This is a genomic window from Myxococcus sp. AS-1-15, assembly GCF_020037055.1.
Lineage (GTDB): Bacteria > Myxococcota > Myxococcia > Myxococcales > Myxococcaceae > Myxococcus > Myxococcus fulvus.
Genome location: NZ_JAIQDF010000002.1, coordinates 761,105 through 776,856 on the forward strand (window position 1 = coordinate 761,105; position 15,752 = coordinate 776,856).

15 protein-coding genes are annotated in these 15,752 nt (G+C 70.7%); 7 read left to right on the forward strand and 8 right to left on the reverse strand.

What is annotated here, in order from left to right:
* Window positions 1-120: 120 nt before the first annotated feature.
* Window positions 121-957 (reverse strand): PfkB family carbohydrate kinase, encoded by an 837-nt coding sequence (locus K8625_RS08860; RefSeq protein WP_223749291.1) that lies wholly within the window; start codon window positions 955-957, stop codon window positions 121-123.
* Window positions 958-963: 6 nt separating this feature from the next.
* Window positions 964-1,587, reverse strand: a complete 624-nt coding sequence (locus K8625_RS08865; RefSeq protein WP_223782417.1) for a nuclear transport factor 2 family protein — start codon at window positions 1,585-1,587, stop codon at window positions 964-966.
* A gap of 176 nt (window positions 1,588-1,763) precedes the next feature.
* Between K8625_RS08865 and K8625_RS08870 the strand changes: the two genes are divergently transcribed.
* From K8625_RS08870 to K8625_RS08895, 6 genes are all read left to right on the forward strand, one after another.
* Entirely contained in the window at window positions 1,764-2,747 is a 984-nt protein-coding gene (locus tag K8625_RS08870; RefSeq protein WP_223749293.1) for an iron ABC transporter substrate-binding protein, read from the forward strand.
* Between the two features lie 14 nt (window positions 2,748-2,761).
* The gene (locus K8625_RS08875; RefSeq protein WP_223749294.1) at window positions 2,762-4,327 is read left to right on the forward strand and encodes an iron ABC transporter permease; all 1,566 of its coding nucleotides are present in this window, start codon (window positions 2,762-2,764) and stop codon (window positions 4,325-4,327) included.
* Window positions 4,328-4,411: 84 nt separating this feature from the next.
* The gene (locus K8625_RS08880) at window positions 4,412-5,164 is read left to right on the forward strand and encodes a hypothetical protein (protein ID WP_223749295.1); all 753 of its coding nucleotides are present in this window, start codon (window positions 4,412-4,414) and stop codon (window positions 5,162-5,164) included.
* A 35-nt stretch (window positions 5,165-5,199) separates the two neighbouring features.
* Window positions 5,200-6,255, forward strand: a complete 1,056-nt coding sequence (locus K8625_RS08885; protein ID WP_223749296.1) for an ABC transporter ATP-binding protein — start codon at window positions 5,200-5,202, stop codon at window positions 6,253-6,255.
* A gap of 88 nt (window positions 6,256-6,343) precedes the next feature.
* A complete protein-coding gene (locus K8625_RS08890) occupies window positions 6,344-6,649 on the forward strand; it encodes a YkvA family protein (RefSeq protein ID WP_046710893.1) in 306 nt (101 codons plus the stop codon).
* Window positions 6,650-6,762: 113 nt separating this feature from the next.
* Window positions 6,763-7,593 (forward strand): SDR family oxidoreductase, encoded by an 831-nt coding sequence (locus K8625_RS08895; protein ID WP_223749298.1) that lies wholly within the window; start codon window positions 6,763-6,765, stop codon window positions 7,591-7,593.
* 16 nt (window positions 7,594-7,609) lie between these two features.
* Here K8625_RS08895 and K8625_RS08900 read toward each other — a convergent pair whose 3' ends face one another.
* The 3 genes from K8625_RS08900 to K8625_RS08910 form a co-directional block, all read right to left on the reverse strand.
* The gene (locus tag K8625_RS08900) at window positions 7,610-8,719 is read right to left on the reverse strand and encodes a hypothetical protein (RefSeq protein WP_223749299.1); all 1,110 of its coding nucleotides are present in this window, start codon (window positions 8,717-8,719) and stop codon (window positions 7,610-7,612) included.
* Between the two features lie 96 nt (window positions 8,720-8,815).
* A complete protein-coding gene (locus K8625_RS08905; RefSeq protein WP_223782418.1) occupies window positions 8,816-11,386 on the reverse strand; it encodes a VIT domain-containing protein in 2,571 nt (856 codons plus the stop codon).
* Complete coding sequence (locus K8625_RS08910) at window positions 11,383-11,880, reverse strand: MerR family transcriptional regulator (RefSeq protein WP_223782419.1); 498 nt, start codon at window positions 11,878-11,880, stop codon at window positions 11,383-11,385. Before K8625_RS08910 ends, K8625_RS08905 begins: the two co-directional genes overlap by 4 nt.
* 167 nt (window positions 11,881-12,047) lie before the next feature.
* Here K8625_RS08910 and K8625_RS08915 point away from each other — a divergent pair, with 167 nt between their 5' ends.
* Window positions 12,048-12,530 carry a DUF2721 domain-containing protein gene (locus K8625_RS08915; RefSeq protein WP_223749302.1) on the forward strand — a complete coding sequence of 161 codons (483 nt, stop codon included), beginning with the start codon at window positions 12,048-12,050 and terminating at the stop codon, window positions 12,528-12,530.
* Here the strand turns inward: K8625_RS08915 and K8625_RS08920 are convergent.
* From K8625_RS08920 to K8625_RS08930, 3 genes are read right to left on the reverse strand one after another with little or no spacing between them, the layout of a single operon-like run.
* Window positions 12,527-13,366, reverse strand: a complete 840-nt coding sequence (locus K8625_RS08920) for a slipin family protein (protein WP_223749303.1) — start codon at window positions 13,364-13,366, stop codon at window positions 12,527-12,529. The genes K8625_RS08915 and K8625_RS08920 overlap by 4 nt on opposite strands.
* Complete coding sequence (locus K8625_RS08925; RefSeq protein ID WP_267698185.1) at window positions 13,363-14,721, reverse strand: nodulation protein NfeD; 1,359 nt, start codon at window positions 14,719-14,721, stop codon at window positions 13,363-13,365. Before K8625_RS08925 ends, K8625_RS08920 begins: the two co-directional genes overlap by 4 nt.
* A 19-nt stretch (window positions 14,722-14,740) precedes the next feature.
* Window positions 14,741-15,166, reverse strand: a complete 426-nt coding sequence (locus K8625_RS08930; RefSeq protein WP_223749305.1) for a hypothetical protein — start codon at window positions 15,164-15,166, stop codon at window positions 14,741-14,743.
* Between the last annotated feature and the right edge of the window lie 586 nt (window positions 15,167-15,752).

Sequence of the window (15,752 nt, forward strand, 5' to 3'; positions counted from 1 at the left end):
ATGGCCTCCTGGATGTGAGGCATTGGCTATAGTTGTCTCGGTTTGGCGCGTGCCAGTCACGGCGCGAAGCGCTGTTCGAGACGGCTCAAACGTCTTGGACTCCAGTACAGGCGTCCAGGCTCAGCGCAAGGGGGCCGGCAGCTTCGAGACCTCCACGCGCGGGACACCGACCTGTGTCACCGCCTGCGCGCCGAACCAGTTCGCCAGCTCCGCGCACTTCGTCATCGGCCAGCCCCGCAGCAGGCCCAGGGTGAAGCCCGCCAGGAAGCAGTCCCCCGCGCCCGTCGGGTCCACCTCCTCGACGGGGCTCGCAGGAAGCTCGAGCGAGTCCTTCGCCGTGAGCAGCGTGCACCCGCGCTTGCCCCGGGTGATGACCACACACGTCCTCGTGCGCACGGCGTCGAGGTCCAGCGCGCGCGCCTCCTCCTCGCTCGCCTTGAGCACGCGCAGGTGTCCCAGCAACTCCGCGTAGGGCGTGTCCTCCAGCCGCTGGTTCCACACGCGTCCTTCGTCATCCAGCGCGCGCAAGAGGCCCTGCGCGTCGGCGAGGACATGCCGGGCCCGCTGCGACATCCGGACGAGCGTCTCCGGGGACACCTCGCCCATCACCCCGCAGGCGAGCGCCACGCGCGCATCGAAGAGGATGTCCTCGGGAGCAATGCTCGCCGAGCGCGCGTCGACACGGAGCACGCGCTCCTCCCGGCTGAAGTCCGCGAGGAACCGCGTGGTGCGAGTCCCCGGGACGATGCGCGGTGGGTACCGGACGCGGTCCGCGTAGGCGAAGTCCTCGCCCGCCACGGCCACCACCGCGTGGTCCACCCCGGTGGCGTCAAACACCGAGGAGATGTACGCCGCCGAGCCGCCGAGCGTGTGCACCTCCCCACCTCCGACCGAGGGCAGCACGTCATGGCAGTAGTTGCCCACCACCAGCACGTCGCACGAGGAGCGTCCCGCCACGGGCGGCTACTTGCGCGTGAAGGTCGCGGGCACGGGCGCGCCGGCGGCCTTCTCGTCCGTCCAGGAGATGTGCAGCACCCACCAGCGCTGACCGTCGAAGACGAGCTGGATGTTGTTGACGCCCTTCGTGAGCACCGCGCCCTCCGGCGCCTCGCGGGCCTCGTACGCGCTCAGCACGTTGACCAGGTCGCCATAGCCATACACCTGACGGTGCGTCTCCTTCTCGAAGAAGCCGTGCGTCTTGAAGAACGTCTCGCCCCAGGCCACGTAATCATCCGGGGTGATGGGGGACACACCCGGGAGCCCGCCGGGCTTCGCGCGATGGACGGACGCCATCTGCGCGCCCGGATAGAACAGCGAGCGGAAGCGCTGCCAGTCACGCGCCTTGCCCGCGGGGCCGCTGATGACGTCATAGAGCGCGGCCAGCAGCGCCTCCTGCGTCTTCACGTCCTCCGGACGCCCGGGAGGATGTTGCTGGAGCGCCGCCTGGGTGCGCTCCGCCGCGAGCTTCATCGGGCTGGGCGCGGCGGGCGGCTTGGGCGCGACGGGCGGCGGCTTCTCTGACTGCGCGAGGGCGGAGGCGCAGCTCAGCAGGACGACGACGGGGACCGCGGTGATGAAGCGGGGCATGGGATGGACCTCCAGACGTCGAGGAAGCACCGCGCGGCACGTTACCCTGACGTCCGGGGAATGTCTGACGCGGTTCGAAGCGGGCGTGTGTGTTCGCGCTTCGACACTCGACGCACGGCGCAAAAGCCCGGGCTCCGGGTGGCACGGTGAGGGCCCGTCCGTTAGGGTGCCCCGCCATGATGCGACGACTCCTGCTGACCCTGTTGTTGTCCGTGTCCTCCACCGCGATGGCGGCGGAGACGCTCACCGTCTACTCCGGCCGCAACGAGAAGCTCGTGGGGCCGCTCCTCAAGAAGTTCACGGAGAAGACCGGCATCGAGGTGAAGGTGCGCTACGGCGAGACGCCGCAGCTGGCCGCCACGCTGCTGGAGGAGGGCGACAAGACGCCCGCGGACGTGTTCTTCGCGCAGGACGCGGGGGCGCTCGGCGCGCTGAGCAACGCGGGCCGCCTGCAGGCGCTGCCCAAGGCCACGCTCGACAAGGTAGACGCGCGCTTCCGCTCGCCGACGGGCCAGTGGGTGGGCGTCAGCGGCCGCGCGCGCGTGGTGGCGTACAACACCCAGAAGGTGAAGGCGGCGGACCTGCCCGACAGCATCCTGGGTTACACGGATGCGAAGTGGAAGGGCCGGCTGGGCTGGGCGCCCACCAACGCGTCCTTCCAGGCCTTCGTCACCGCGCTGCGGCTGCTCAAGGGCGAGGACGCGGCGAAGCAGTGGCTCCAGGGCATCCAGGCCAACGGCGCGCGCGTCTACAAGAACAACGCCGCCATCATCGAGGCGCTGGGCCGCGGTGAAATCGACGCGGGCTTCGTCAACCACTACTACCTGTACGCCGCGAAGAAGAACAACGCACAGCTGCCGGTGGCCAATGACTTCTCCGCGCCGGGCGACCCGGGCGCGCTGGTGAACGTGGCGGGCGTGGCCATCCTGAAGGGCTCGAAGAAGGTGGACGCGGCGCGCAAGTTCTCCGCGTGGCTCCTGGAGAACGACGCGCAGACGTACTTCTCCCAGCAGACGCACGAGTACCCGCTGGTGGCCGGCGTGAAGACGGCGCAGGACCTGCCGGCGCTGTCCAAGGTCGGCTCGCCGGACCTGGACCTGTCGAAGCTGGATGACCTGCGCGGCACGGTGAAGCTGCTGCAGGACACCGGCGTCCTCTAGAAGGAGCGGGCTTCGTGACACGGCGGGCTCCGCGGTGGTTGTTGATATCGGGCGGGCTGGTGGCGGCGCTCGCGGTGCTGCCCGCCGTGTACCTGGGGGTTCGCGCGGCGGAGGCCGACGCGAGCGCCTGGGGGCTGCTCTTCCGGGAGCGCACGTGGGGCCTGCTGTGGCGGACCTTGGGGCTCGCCGCGGCGGTGACGGTGCTCGCCGCCGCGGTGTCCCTGCCGCTCGCGTGGCTCACCACGCGCAGTGATTTGCCGGGCCGTCGCCTGTGGACGGTGCTGTTGTGCGTGCCGCTCGCGGTGCCCACCTTCGTCAGCGGCTATGTGCTGCTGGCCGCCTTCGGCATCGGCGGAGTGCTGGAGGAGGTGCTGACGCGCTGGGGGCTGCCGGTGCCGCCGGTGTATGGCTTTCCCGGCGCGCTCGTGGCGCTGACGGTGTCCACGTATCCGTACTTCTTCCTCGCGCTCCGGGCGGGACTGCTCGCGCAGGACCCCGCGTGGCTGGAGGGCGCGCGCAGCCTGGGGATGAGTCCGACGCGGGCCTTCTGGAAGGTGACGGCGCCGCTGTTGCGTCCGGCCTTCGTGTCCGGCGCGCTGCTCGTCGGCTTGTATGTGTTGTCGGACTTCGGCGCGGTGGCGCTGGTCCAGTACGACGCCTTCTCGCGCGCCATCTATGTGCAGTACGAGGGCGCGTATGACCGCGCCTACGCCGCGCTGCTCGGGCTGGCGCTGGTGGCGGTGACGGTGGTGGTGCTGGTGCTGGAGGTGCGGCTGCGCGGACGTGCCGGCTATCACCGCAGCTCCAAGGGCGCCGCGCGGGCCTCGGCCCCGGTGACGCTGGGGCGCTGGCGGGTGCCCGCGCTGCTGTTCTGTGGCGCGGTGGTGCTGGCGGGCGTGGTGCTGCCGGTGGGCGTGCTCCTGTACTGGGGCGCGCGAGGGCTGGCGCAGGACGAGGCGTCGCTGATGCAGCCCGCGCTGGGCTCGCTGCTCGCGTCGGTGCTGGGCGCGGTGGCGTCGGTGCTGGGCGCGCTGCCGCTCGCGTTCCTCGCGGTGCGCTACCCGAGCCGGCTCACCCTGGCGATGGAGCGCGTGTCCTACGTGGGCTACGCGCTGCCGCCCATCGTCCTGGCGTTGTCGCTCGTCTTCCTGGGCGTGCAGGCGCTGCCGTTCCTCTACGGGACGTTGGTGATGCTGGTGCTCGCGTACGTGGTGCGCTTCCTGCCGCAGGCGGTGGGCACGGTGCGCTCGGCGCTGCTGCAGCTCAACCCGCACCTCGCGGAGGCCGCCGCGTCCCTCGGCGAGGCCCCGGCGGGGGTGTTCCGCCGCGTCACCGCGCCGCTGCTGCGTCCGGGATTGCTGGCGGGAGCGGCGCTCGTCTTCCTCACGGCGATGAAGGAATTGCCGGCGACGCTGCTGCTCGCACCCATCGGCTACGAGACGCTGGCCACGCGCGTGTGGGGCGCCACCGCCGAGGGCCGCTTCGCCGAGGCCGCGCTGCCCGCGCTGGTATTGATGGCTGTCTCCGCGCTCGGTGTGGGGTTGCTTGTATCGCAGGAGGGTGACGCACCTCGGGGCTGAGACACGGCCTCGGAATCCGAGACACTGAGAGGTGCTTCATGTGGCTTGGCCTCCCCCTTTGCAGGCGGTATCACGTCGGGCTTCATGTCCCTGCCAGAGTCTGTCCTTCCTCCGCTCGCCGCCGACGCTTTCGCCACCACGGAGAATGCTCTCGGTGAGCTGCCCTGTGGCCCGCCGTACTCCGCGCGGCACGTCCAGTCCGTGCTCGAGGAGAAGAAGCCCACCACGTTCGACGGCGCGGTGAAGGCGCTGGGGTCCGCGGGCAGCTCCACGCTCGCGTTCGTGGCCTCCGTCTACAAGGACGCGCCGCGCACGGCCGCCACGCTGGCGGGGCCCTTCATCGTCACCGAGCCCACGGGGCATGTGGGGGATTTGCACGTCCAGGGGGACCTGACGCTGGAGAAGTCGCTCGTCGTCGTGGGCGACCTCACGGTGGACGGCGTGCTGCACGATGGCGAGCACACGAAGCTGGTGGTGGTGGGGCAGGTGCGCTGCCGCGCGATGCACACCTCGGGCTGGGTGACCATCATCGGCGGGCTGACGGTGGAGCACGCGCTGTATGGCCGCTACAACGATGACTCGGTGGAGGTGCTCGGCCCCATCACCGCGGGCCTCATCGTGAGCGACGACCACCTCATCTACGGCAAGCCGAAGACGGCGAAGCTGCGCCCGTCCCAGGGGGGCGCCTGGGGGCCGGACACCTTCGACGCCCGGGACCGGGCCCACAAGGCCGAACTGCCCAAGGTCCTGGTGGACGGCATCACCTCCCTCGACGAGGACGGAGAGGTGAAGGTGGACGGGGAGAAGCTGGTGGCCGCTCGGCCGCCCTGGAAGTAACGGCGGAACGCGGTAGGGTGCGTGGCGCTTTCGCCATGCCCCTGCTCTCGCTCGAAGCCCTGTCCCTTCGCTACTCCGCCAGCGGCACCGCCGCGGTGGATGGCCTGTCGCTGTCGATGGAGCCCGGTGAGGTGGTGGCCCTGCTGGGCCCCTCCGGCTGTGGCAAGACGACGACGCTGCGCCTGGTGGCGGGCTTCGAGCGCCCCGGCGCGGGCACCATCACCCTGGACGGCCGCGTGCTCGCGGGCCCCGGGACGTTCGTCGCGCCCGAGCAGCGCAGCGTGGGCATGGTGTTCCAGGACTACGCCCTGTTCCCGCACCTGTCCGTGCTGGAGAACGTGACGTTCGGCCTGTCGAGAATGCCGCGCGCGGAGGCCGAGAAGAAGGCCCGCGCGATGCTGACGCTGCTGGGCCTGGGGGAGTTCGGCGCGCGGATGCCGCACGCGCTCTCCGGTGGACAGCAGCAGCGCGTGGCGCTCGCGCGGGCCTTGGCGCCGGGGCCTCGGGTGCTGCTGTTGGACGAGCCCTTCTCCAGTCTGGACAGCGCGCTGCGCGCCTCCACGCGGGTGGAGCTGCGGCGCGTGCTCAAGTCGCTGGGTGTCACGGTGCTGCTCGTCACGCATGACCAGGCGGAGGCCATGGCCTTCGCGGACCGGATGGCGGTCATGCGCTCGGGGCAGGTGGAGCAGGTGGGCACGCCGGAGGCCGTCTACTCGACGCCGCGCACGGCCTTCGTCGCGTACTTCCTGGGGGGCACCAACCTGCTGCCCGGGATGGGCTTCGGCGGCGCGGCGCGCACGGTGCTCGGCAACCTGCCGGTGGTGGGGCAGGCGCGCGGCAAGGTGCTCCTGTCGCTGCGCCCCGAGTCGCTGCGCCTTACGCCGGACACGGACACCGTGGCGGTGGGAGGCGCCCTGCGCGCGGAGGTTTTGTCGCGCGAGTTCCAGGGCCCCAGCGCCGAGTTCACCATCGCCTGTGGCGGCATGGAGCTGGTGGTGCGCGGCGCGCCGGAGCTGCCCCTGCGGGCCGGTGACCGGGCGCGTCTGGAAGTGGTCGGCCGAGCGGGCGTGCTGGAGGACAGTCCCGACTAGCTCGGCTGTCCTCCGAGCGTGCGGACGGCATACGCTGTCGGTGTCCCCCGGGTGCAATCACCCGGGCTCTCCGTGCGTAGAGGTGGGTATGAACATCGCAGGTCTTCGTGGCATGGGCACCCGCTTCTTCCGGTACGTGAGAGACCCTCGCGTGTCGCTCTGGCGCAAGCTGGCCGGAGTGCTGGCGGTGGTCTACTTCGTATCGCCCGTGGATGCGGTGCCGGACGTCATCCCCGTGCTGGGCTGGATGGACGACCTGGGCGTGCTGTCCGCGGCGGCGCTCTTCATGATGCGCGAGGTGCAGCGCTACCGACCCGAGCAGCCCTGGGACGGTGTGCCTCGCGACCAGGAGGGACACGAGCGCGTGCCGCCCACCGTCCGCAAGCACGTCTGAGCGGGAAGGTTCCGCCGGGAATCCCCGGCTCCAGCACTGTCCCAGGAATGTGACGCCGCGCGTCCGCGAGTTCCCGTGGTGCGCGCGGAAGGGACGCGGAATCATGGGCGTGCATGGACACGTCCCAGGGAAGCAAGGTGGTCCTCGTCACGGGAGCCTCCTCGGGTATCGGCGAGGCGTGCGCGGAGCTGCTCTCGGTGCGCAAGCACGTCGTCTACGGCACCAGCCGTCGTCCTCCGGAGACGCCGACGGTGGGCTACCGGATGCTGGCGCTGGACGTCACCCAGGAGGACTCGGTGCGCCGCGCGGTGGCGGAACTCCTCGAGCGCGAGGGCCGCATCGACGTGGTGGTGAACAACGCGGGCCACGCGTTGGCCGGAGCCCTGGAGGACACCTCCGTGGAGGAGGCGTGGCGCCAGCTCGACACCAACGTGCTGGGCGTGCTGCGCGTGTGCAAGGCGGTGCTGCCGCACATGCGTGAGCGGCGCTCGGGCCTCATCATCAACATCGGCTCGCTGGGCGGCGTGGTGGGGCTGCCGTTCCAGGGGCTCTACAGCGCCAGCAAGTTCGCGCTGGAGGGGCTGACGGAGAGCCTGCGCCAGGAGGTGGAGGCGTTCGGCATCCAGGCCTCGCTGGTGGAGCCCGGTGACGTGCGCACGCGGCTGACGGACAACCGCGTCCGCGCCGAGGGCTCGCGTGACGGGTCCGCGTACCGCGAGCCCTTCGAGAAGGTGCTGGCCATCATCCAGAAGGAGGAGCGCGAGGGCGTGCCCGCGGAAGCGGTGGCGCGCAAGGTGCTCGAGGTGATGGAGGCCAGGGAGCCCGACGTGAGGTACTCGGTGGGGAAGCTCTCCCAGCGCGCCGCGGTGGTGGCGAAGACGCTGCTGCCCGCGAGGACCTTCGAGGGCCTCCTGATGTCCATGTTCGGCCTGAAGCGCCGCTGAGCACGGTGCGACGTCGTCAGAACTGACCACCCATGGCGAGGCCCGCGCCGTTGCGACCCATCAGCGTGGGCGTCACCGCCACCGGAGGCAGGCGGCGGGCATCGAAGTTGCGCGTCAGGTAGGCCGTCAGCGCCAGGCCGCCCATGACGCCGATGCCCGTGCCGATGAGGATGGGGTCCTCGTCGTTGTTGCCCGTGAGCAGCAACATGGAGCTCGCGCCCATCAACCCGCCGATGATGCCGCCCGCGTCGATGATGAGCATGCGGCCCCGGCTCACCGGCAGGTTCCGCGACAGCAGCGAGAAGGCGATGATGCCCGCGGACGCCGACGCCATCTGCGCGCCGAACAACGTCTCCGTGCTCTCTCCGTCGACGGTCCCCAGGAACAGCGTCGTCAGCACGCCGGCCCACAGGCCACCCGAATTCGCCATCGACACCTGCCCCGCGGTGGGCTTCAGGGTGGTGGCGAGCACGATGCCGATGCCGGTGAAGGCCGCGCCGCCCAGCGCCACCGAGCCGAACGCCTCGTCCTCCTCCAGGTCGAGCGCGATGAGCGAGGCGACACCGAAATAGAGCCCCCACATCGTGCCGGAGTTGATGACCGAGGCCTGCCCCGGGGTGACTCCGTCCTGGACCAGCAGCAGCGTGCTGAGCGTGCCCAGGCCCGCGCCGAGCAGCGCGGAGGCCGGATAGGCCCGGTCCGCGCACTCCGCGATGGCACACAGCAGCAGCCCCTGGACCGCGCCATGCATCGTCTGAATCACCGTGAGCGAGGCCGCCGCGCCTCGTGTCGGGCGCTCCGTGTTCTCGAACACCGCGGCCTGCGCCAGCTTCGCGCCGGGCTTGAGCCGCGCGCGGGCCAGCCGCTCCAGCTCGGGCGCATGCGAGTGCTGCGGACACAACTCCAGGACCTGGCGGAAGCGCTCCGCGGCCTGCTCGTCGTCGCCCTTGCTGAGCGCGTCGAAGCCTTCCTTGTAGAGCGTCTCCGACTCGGGAGGACACGCGTCCGGCGTGGCCATCAGCGGCGGCGCCGTGAGCGTGTCCGACGGGCGGACAGGGGCTTCGTCGTGGGAGGGTGAGACCTGGGCGGCACCGAGAGCGACGAGCAGGAAGGTGGCGAGCGTCATGTGCACCCGCCACTTTACGCGACGACCCCGGCCCGTCCACGAGGGGAGGGGCCGAGGTCGCCGATGACTTGCAGCGTCGAGCCAGACGACCCGGGGTCAGCGCGTGGCGAGCGTGTCCACGTGCTGACGCAGCTCGACGTCATTGCCCAGCCGGGCGGCGAGCCCGGACAGGGGCTTCGCGGCCTGCTCGATGCGGCCGCGGGTGCGGGGCCCCGCCGCCACGAGCCAGGCCACGCCCAGCGCCAGCTCGGCCACCTCGGGCGCGCCGGTGAGCTGGCTGGCGAGGTTGAGCAGCGCCTCCACCGCCTTCTTCACCTGGGCGCCGTGCAGCGCGTGGCCGCTGGTGATGCCCTCGCGCAGGAGCTCCAGCAGGGCGAGCGCCGTGCCGCGGGCCTGCCGCACGGGCTCGGGACCCGTGCCGGTGCCATCCCAGAGGCCGTTGGCCAGCTGGCGGCCCAGCAGCGCCTCCACGCCGCCCTCCTCGCGCTCCTCGGCCATGGGGGCCAGGTCGCGCGACTCGCGCATCACCGCGTCCTCCGCCAGCGAGTCGTCGTACGAGTCCATGGGCGCCATCTCCGCGCGCTCCATCTCCTTCGCCTGCTTGCGGGACTTCTTCATCCCGCCTCCGCCGAAGATGCCGCCGAGCAGTCCGCCCGCGCTCTTCGCCATCTCGCCGACGGCGCTGCCGCTGGGCATCATGGGGGACGCAGGCGGAGGCGCCATGGGCGCCGCGGCGGCGGGCGCGGGGATGCGCATGGGCGGGGGCGGCGGCGGAATCTGCGCCGAGCCGCCACGGCTGCGCGCCCCGGGGCGCTGCACGACGTTGCCACCGCCCTCGGCGGCCTCCTCCTGCTTGTCCTTGCCGAACATGGCCCAGCCCGCGGGCGTGTTCACCGGGACGACGCGCGTCTCCGGCTGGCCCGAGGCGCGGCGGTCGCCCGTGCGCTCCTCGACGACGACGAAGGACGTGTAGCGCGTGACGATTTGATGGGCGACGGCGAGCTCGATGATGCGCTTCTTCATCGACTCGGCGCGCCGGCCGATGAGGCCTGTGGACTCCCAGCCCTTGATGCGCTCGGCGGCCCACAGCTTCTCCACCGCGGGACGGTCCGACTCGGCGGGGAAGCTCACGCTCACGGTGAGCGCGAAGGGCTCCTTGCCCGAGCGTCCACGCAAGGTCAGCTTGCCCGAGCCCGGCGTGGTGTAGCGGCCGAGCAGCGTCCAGGGCACGCCGTCCACCATCGTCGGCAGCTCCGCGGGCGCCAGCTCCGTGCCCTCCACGCCCTCGAACGTCGCCTGCAGCTCGGTGACGCGGGGCGCGAGCGCGCGGGCGAACTGGGCCACGACCTTGTCGTCGATGCGCTCGCCGGGGTGGATGAACTCCACGTCGCCGCCCGTCTGGCGGGCCAGGTCGCGCAGCAGCGCGTCGCTCACGTTGGTGCCGATGCCGAACGAGTACACGCGCGCCGTCTTGCGCTCGGCGAGCACGGCGCGGAGGATTTCGTCCTCGTTGCCCACCTGGCCGTCGGTGAGCAGCACGAGCACGCCATCCGGCGCGGTGCGCGCGGCGGCCTGCATGGGCCCGAGCAGCTCGGTGCCACCGTCGGCGCGCAGCGCGGCAACCCACCGGTCCGCGTCCTCCAGCATGCGCTGGGTGAAGGGCACGGGCTGCGGCTGGAAGGAGCGGAAGCTGCTCTCGAAGGCGATGACGTTGAAGCGGTCACCCTCGCGCAGGTGGCGCAGGCACAGCCGGAGCGCGGCCTGGGCCTGGGGCAGGCTGTCGCCGTCCATGGAGCCGGAGACGTCCACCAGGAAGATGACCTCCTGCTTGGGCGGCGTGGACGCCATCGCGAGCAGGTCGGGCACCACGGTGAGCGCGAAGGTGCCGGGGTTGTCACCCTTGCGGTGGGTGACGAGCGGCACGAAGACCGCGCTGGTGTCGGGGCTGCGCAGGGTGAGGACCAGGTCGCGGTCCAGGGCCACCTCGCCGCGCGCGAAGCTCACGCGGCCCCGGGTGCTGCTCTCGCGGGTGAAGGTGATGGCGTGCGAGGGGCTCTCGACCACCACTTCGCGGCCCAGGTCGACGAGCAGGTCCAGGCGCAGGCCGTACTTCACCTGGCCGATGGGAGGGCTGATGCGGTCCGCGTCGGGGACGCGGGCGGTGGGCTCGGCGGCGCCGTGGCCGGTGCGGTCGCCGGAGGGTGCGCCGGGGATGTAGCGCGGGGCGACGAGCGTGGGCAGCATCCAGCGCACGCTGCCCTCCTCGGCGGTGACGGCCTGGAGGAACTCCACCTCGATGACGGTCTCCTCGCCGGGCAGCAGGTTGCCCACCTGCGCGGTGAAGACGTTGGAGCGCTCCTCGTCGAGCAGCGCCGCGCCGTGGCCGGCGGTGACGGCGTCGTCGTAGGTGCGGAAGGCCTCCTCGCGCTCCTTGACGACGCCGTCGATGCGGCGGCCCGCGCACGTCATGGAGAAGGCGGACAGGGTGCCATCGGAAGGAAGGGGGAAGGTGTAGACGGCCTCGACGGGGCGCTTCTCGTCGTTGAGGTAGCGCTGGCGCACGCGCACGCGCGCATGACCGCCGAGCAACTCACCGGTGACTTCGACGCCCTGCAGCGGCACCTGCTTGCCTTCGCGCGTGAACAGCCCAGCTTGCTCCTTCGTCATGGCTTCTCCTTGTCCTGGAACTCTTCGATGAGGGCGCGCACCCGCTCGGCGAGCGCGCGAGTCTTGGCTTCCGCTGAATCCGACACGTGCAGCTCCAGCCCGGGAGCCAGCTCCCACCGCTGGTAATTCGACGCTCCGTTGGGACGCCGGACGGGCGGCGCCGGTGCCACGTTTTGTGGCTCAGGCGAGGTCGCCGGCCCGTACGTGGGCGGCGTGGGGGTGGGGTCCGACTCGGCGAGCTTTCGCAGCTCGTCGGGCGTCAGCCGGAGCAGCTCCGCCTGGATGGCGTCCAGGGGGAGGAACCGTGCCTGGAGGACCCGGATGGCCTTGAGCCGGATGAGGTGCTCCTCGCCATACACGGTGTCCGGTCCCTTGAAGGGAGGCGCGGGGAGCAGTCCCCGCTGGACGTAGTAGCGCACCGTGCGGGGCGAGACGCCCGCCTCCTCGGCCAGCTCCGCCAGCTTCCACTCGCTCTGTGTCTTCCGCGTGTTCACGACACGAACAGTAGGACTCGACACGATTGCTGTCAAGTCGACAGTGTCGAATTGTCGCGAGGGGAGTGTCGAGATGTAGGGTGTGTTGGTGTCGGATTGGACAGTGCTGGTGTCGAGATGGGGCGGATGGGTTGCGTGGGGTGGGGAGGGGGTGGAACAGAGGGGGGATGAACGGTGCGGAAGGGTTGGACGTCTCGTCGATACGGTTGATTGGGACGGCGGTGACGCCGGCGGTGATGGTGTCGGCGTGCGGCATCGTGGCGACGGGGTTGGACAATCAGATTGCGCGGATGACGACGCGGATGCGGGAGATGTTGAGGGAGGTGCGGCTGTTGCCGGAGGGGCACACGCGGCGGGAGGTGTTGCGGCAGGAGGTGGACATCCTGGACCGGCGGCACGCGATCCTGGCGAGGGCCATCGCGCTCACGTACACGGCGCTGTTGTCGTTCGTGGTGACGTCGCTCTTGTATCTGACGAAGCGTCAGCTCGACATCCCGGAGCCGTTGCCGGTGGTGGCGTTCGCGTTGGGCGTGTTGCTCCTGGGCGCGGTGGCGGTGCTGGCGCTGGCCTCGCTGCGGCTGAGCCGGCTGGCCATCCAACTGGAGCGCGAGGAGCTCTTCGGGAGCAAGCGCAGGCCGCGGTCGAGTTAGGTGAGTCCGCCCGCGGGAGGGCTCTCCTCATCGTCATCGAGTCCATGGCGTGAGTCGTCACGCGAGCCGAAGCCGCTCCGGGCCGCCGCGGCGCCGACGGCGCGCAGGATGTCGAGCGGGATGGGGAGGATGGTGTGGTTTCCGCCCGTCGTGATCTCCACCAGCGTCTGGAGATAACGAAGCTGGAGCGTGGCCGGGTTGCGGCTGAGCACGTCCGCCGCCATGGAGAGCTTCTCCGCGGCCTGATGCTCGCCCTCGGCGGCGATGATCTTCGCGCGGCGCTCGCGCTCCGCCTCGGCCTGTCGCGCGATGGCGCGCTGCATCTCCAGCGGCAGGTCGATGTGCTTCACCTCCACGTTGGAGACCTTGATGCCCCACGGGTCCGTGTGCGAGTCGAGCACCTGCTGGATTTCGCGGTTGATGCGCTCGCGCTCCGTGAGCAACTGGTCCAGCTCCACCTGCCCCAGGATCGCGCGCAGCGTGGTCTGCGCGAGCTGACTGGTGGCATAGAGATAGTCCTCCACCTGGAGCACGGCCTTGTCCGCCTGGATGACGCGGAAGTAGACGACGGCGTTGACCTTCACGCTCACGTTGTCCCGCGTGATGACGTCCTGGGGCGGCACGTCCCGAGCCACGGTGCGCAGATCGATGATGACCATGCGCTCCACGAAGGGGATGAGCCAGCGGAAGCCCGCGCGCTTCAGTCCCACGTAGCGTCCCAGCCGGAACACCACGCCGTTCTGGTACTCGGTGACGATGCGCACGCCGGAGAGGAACAGCAGGAAGACGGCGCCCAGGGGGATGAGGAACCCGAGCAGTCCGAATACGTCGGTCATGGCTTCACCTCGTCGACGAAGAGGGTGAGCCCGTCCACACGACGGACCACCACGTGGGTGCCCTGGCGGAGGGGCTTGGGAGAGGTGGCGCGCCAGCGCTCACCGTGGACGAAGACCTCGCCGTTCTCGGGCGAAGTGGGCGAGAGCGTGGTGCCCTCCTCGCCGACGAGCCCCGCGTCACCGCCGAGCTGCGGCAACTTGCGCGTCTGCGCGCCTCGCCACGCGATGTAGGCCGTGGCCCCCGCGAGCACCAGCGTGGTGGGAATCAACCAGGCCCACGTCACGCGGAAGGACGGGTCCACGAACCAGCCCGGGTCGAACCGGTCCACGAGGAACAGTCCACCCAATCCCAACAACACCACGCCCGAGGCCCCGAGCAGTCCACTGGTGACGAACAGCTCCGCGACGATGAGCGCCACGCCGAGCAGCAACAGCAGCAGCGCCCCCGTGCGAACGGGCAGCGCGGAGGACGCCATGAGCGCGAGCACCAGCGCCACCGCGCCGAGGAGCCCTGGAGCGATGCCGCCCGGATGGGTCAGCTCGACGACGAGCCCGAGCGCGGCCATGAGGAACAACAGGTAGACGAGCGAGGGATGCGCGAGAGCATGGACCAGTCTCTGTGACAGACCGGGCGTCAGCTCCACGAACCGCGCATCGCGGGTGTCCAGGTGCACGGTGTCCCCGCTGGCCACCTGGACCGCGCGTCCATGCACCTGGTCGAGGAACCCCTCTTCACTCGAGGACAGGTACTCCACCACGCGCAGCTCACGGGCCTGGTCCGCGCTGACGGCGACGCTGTCGCGCACGGCGGAGGCGGCCCAGGAGGCATTGCGCCCGCGCTGCTTCGCGATGCTCTCCGCGAAGGCGACGGTGTCGTTCTCTACCTTCCGCGCGAGCTGCGAGCCTCCCGCCGCCTCCGGGTCCTCGCCGGTGAGTCCCACCACGGGATGTGCGGCGCCGATTCGGGTGCCCGGAGCCATGGAGGCCACATTCGAGGCGAGGGTGATGAACACACCTGCGCTGCCCGCATGCGCACCAGAAGGGCCCACCCAGACGAGCACGGGCACGGACGAGCCCAGGAAGGCGCGCACGACGGCGTGCGTGGCCTCCAGCGAGCCACCCGGCGTATCCAATCGGACCAGCAGCGCCGAGTGCCCACCCAGCTCCGCGCGCCGAACGCAGTCGACCAGATATGCGCCCGAGCCGGAGTCGACCACGCCATCCAGCTCACAGCGAGCCACCGTGTCGTGAGGAACCTCTGTCGGCGGTGTCGCCGCGAGCAACCCCAGTGACAGTGACAGCAGGAGCCCCATCGCTCCGAGTCGCCGCGTGTGCTGGAGTGTCGAGGCTCCCATGGAACGAGAGGGCCACACGTCACACCTCCTGGAACTGGAGCGAGCCCTGGAGGGCGCCCCGCGGGGCGTCGAGCCGTCGCGGACAGACGTTGCTGCGCCGCCGCCAATCCGCCTCGGAGCCGGTGCTGTTGCCGCACGACCTCGGCCTCCACGCGGCTTCGACGCACCGGTCGATGTCGCGCGACCTCCGAAGGAGGAAGTTGCCGAGGCGCAGAGCGGACACTCCATCACCGTGGAAACCCTCCCAGTCAGTCTCGAGGCAATGGACGGAGCCGCGTGACTCCAGGGCGCGCAGGATGGCCGCGACGTAGCTGTCACCAAGCACTCCGCTCAGCGGCTCAGCGCGGCCTCCACGCAGGAGCGCGGCGCGGCGCGGAAGCACGTCGAGCGCGACGCCACGATGAATGGCGGGTGCTCGCTTGCCGGCATCGACGACATCCCGCATGGCCGTGAAGCTCCCAGGGGTGAGGCCCTCCCGACACAACGGTGCTCATGGCCGACGGCCTCTTCCTCCAGGGCGCTCCGCATGTCCGGTATCCGGCATCGTGAGCGGGCGCCCGCCTGCCAGGCCGCTCAACGGCTGGTGGGACCCGGCGTCATGCCCAGATTGGGTTCAGGAGGTTCGCGCGGCATGGGCCGCCACAGGCAGTCCCATCATCTTGGACGAGGAGGATTCATGCGCCGTGTCGTTCTCATCGCAGCCCTGGGCTTGGGTGCCACCGCAGCGTTCGCCTGTAAGACCACGCAGCCGCCCGGGACTGAGACGCAGGCGCCGATACAGGGACCCGATCAGGTGAGAGAGCCTGTGCAGACGGTGCCGAACGAACCGCCAGGTCCCGCCACGCCCATGCCCGCCGAGGCGGACGCGGGCACGACGCAGACGCCGTAGCGGCGAGCGCATGGCGGACCCTCGTCTTACGCAGCCATCATGATTCGAGCGGCACGGATGCCTCCGTGAGGGACGTCCGTGCCGAGCCATCTGGATGCGGCCCGTGACAGCACGCCGAGGCTCGCGCACAGTGCGCGGGCAC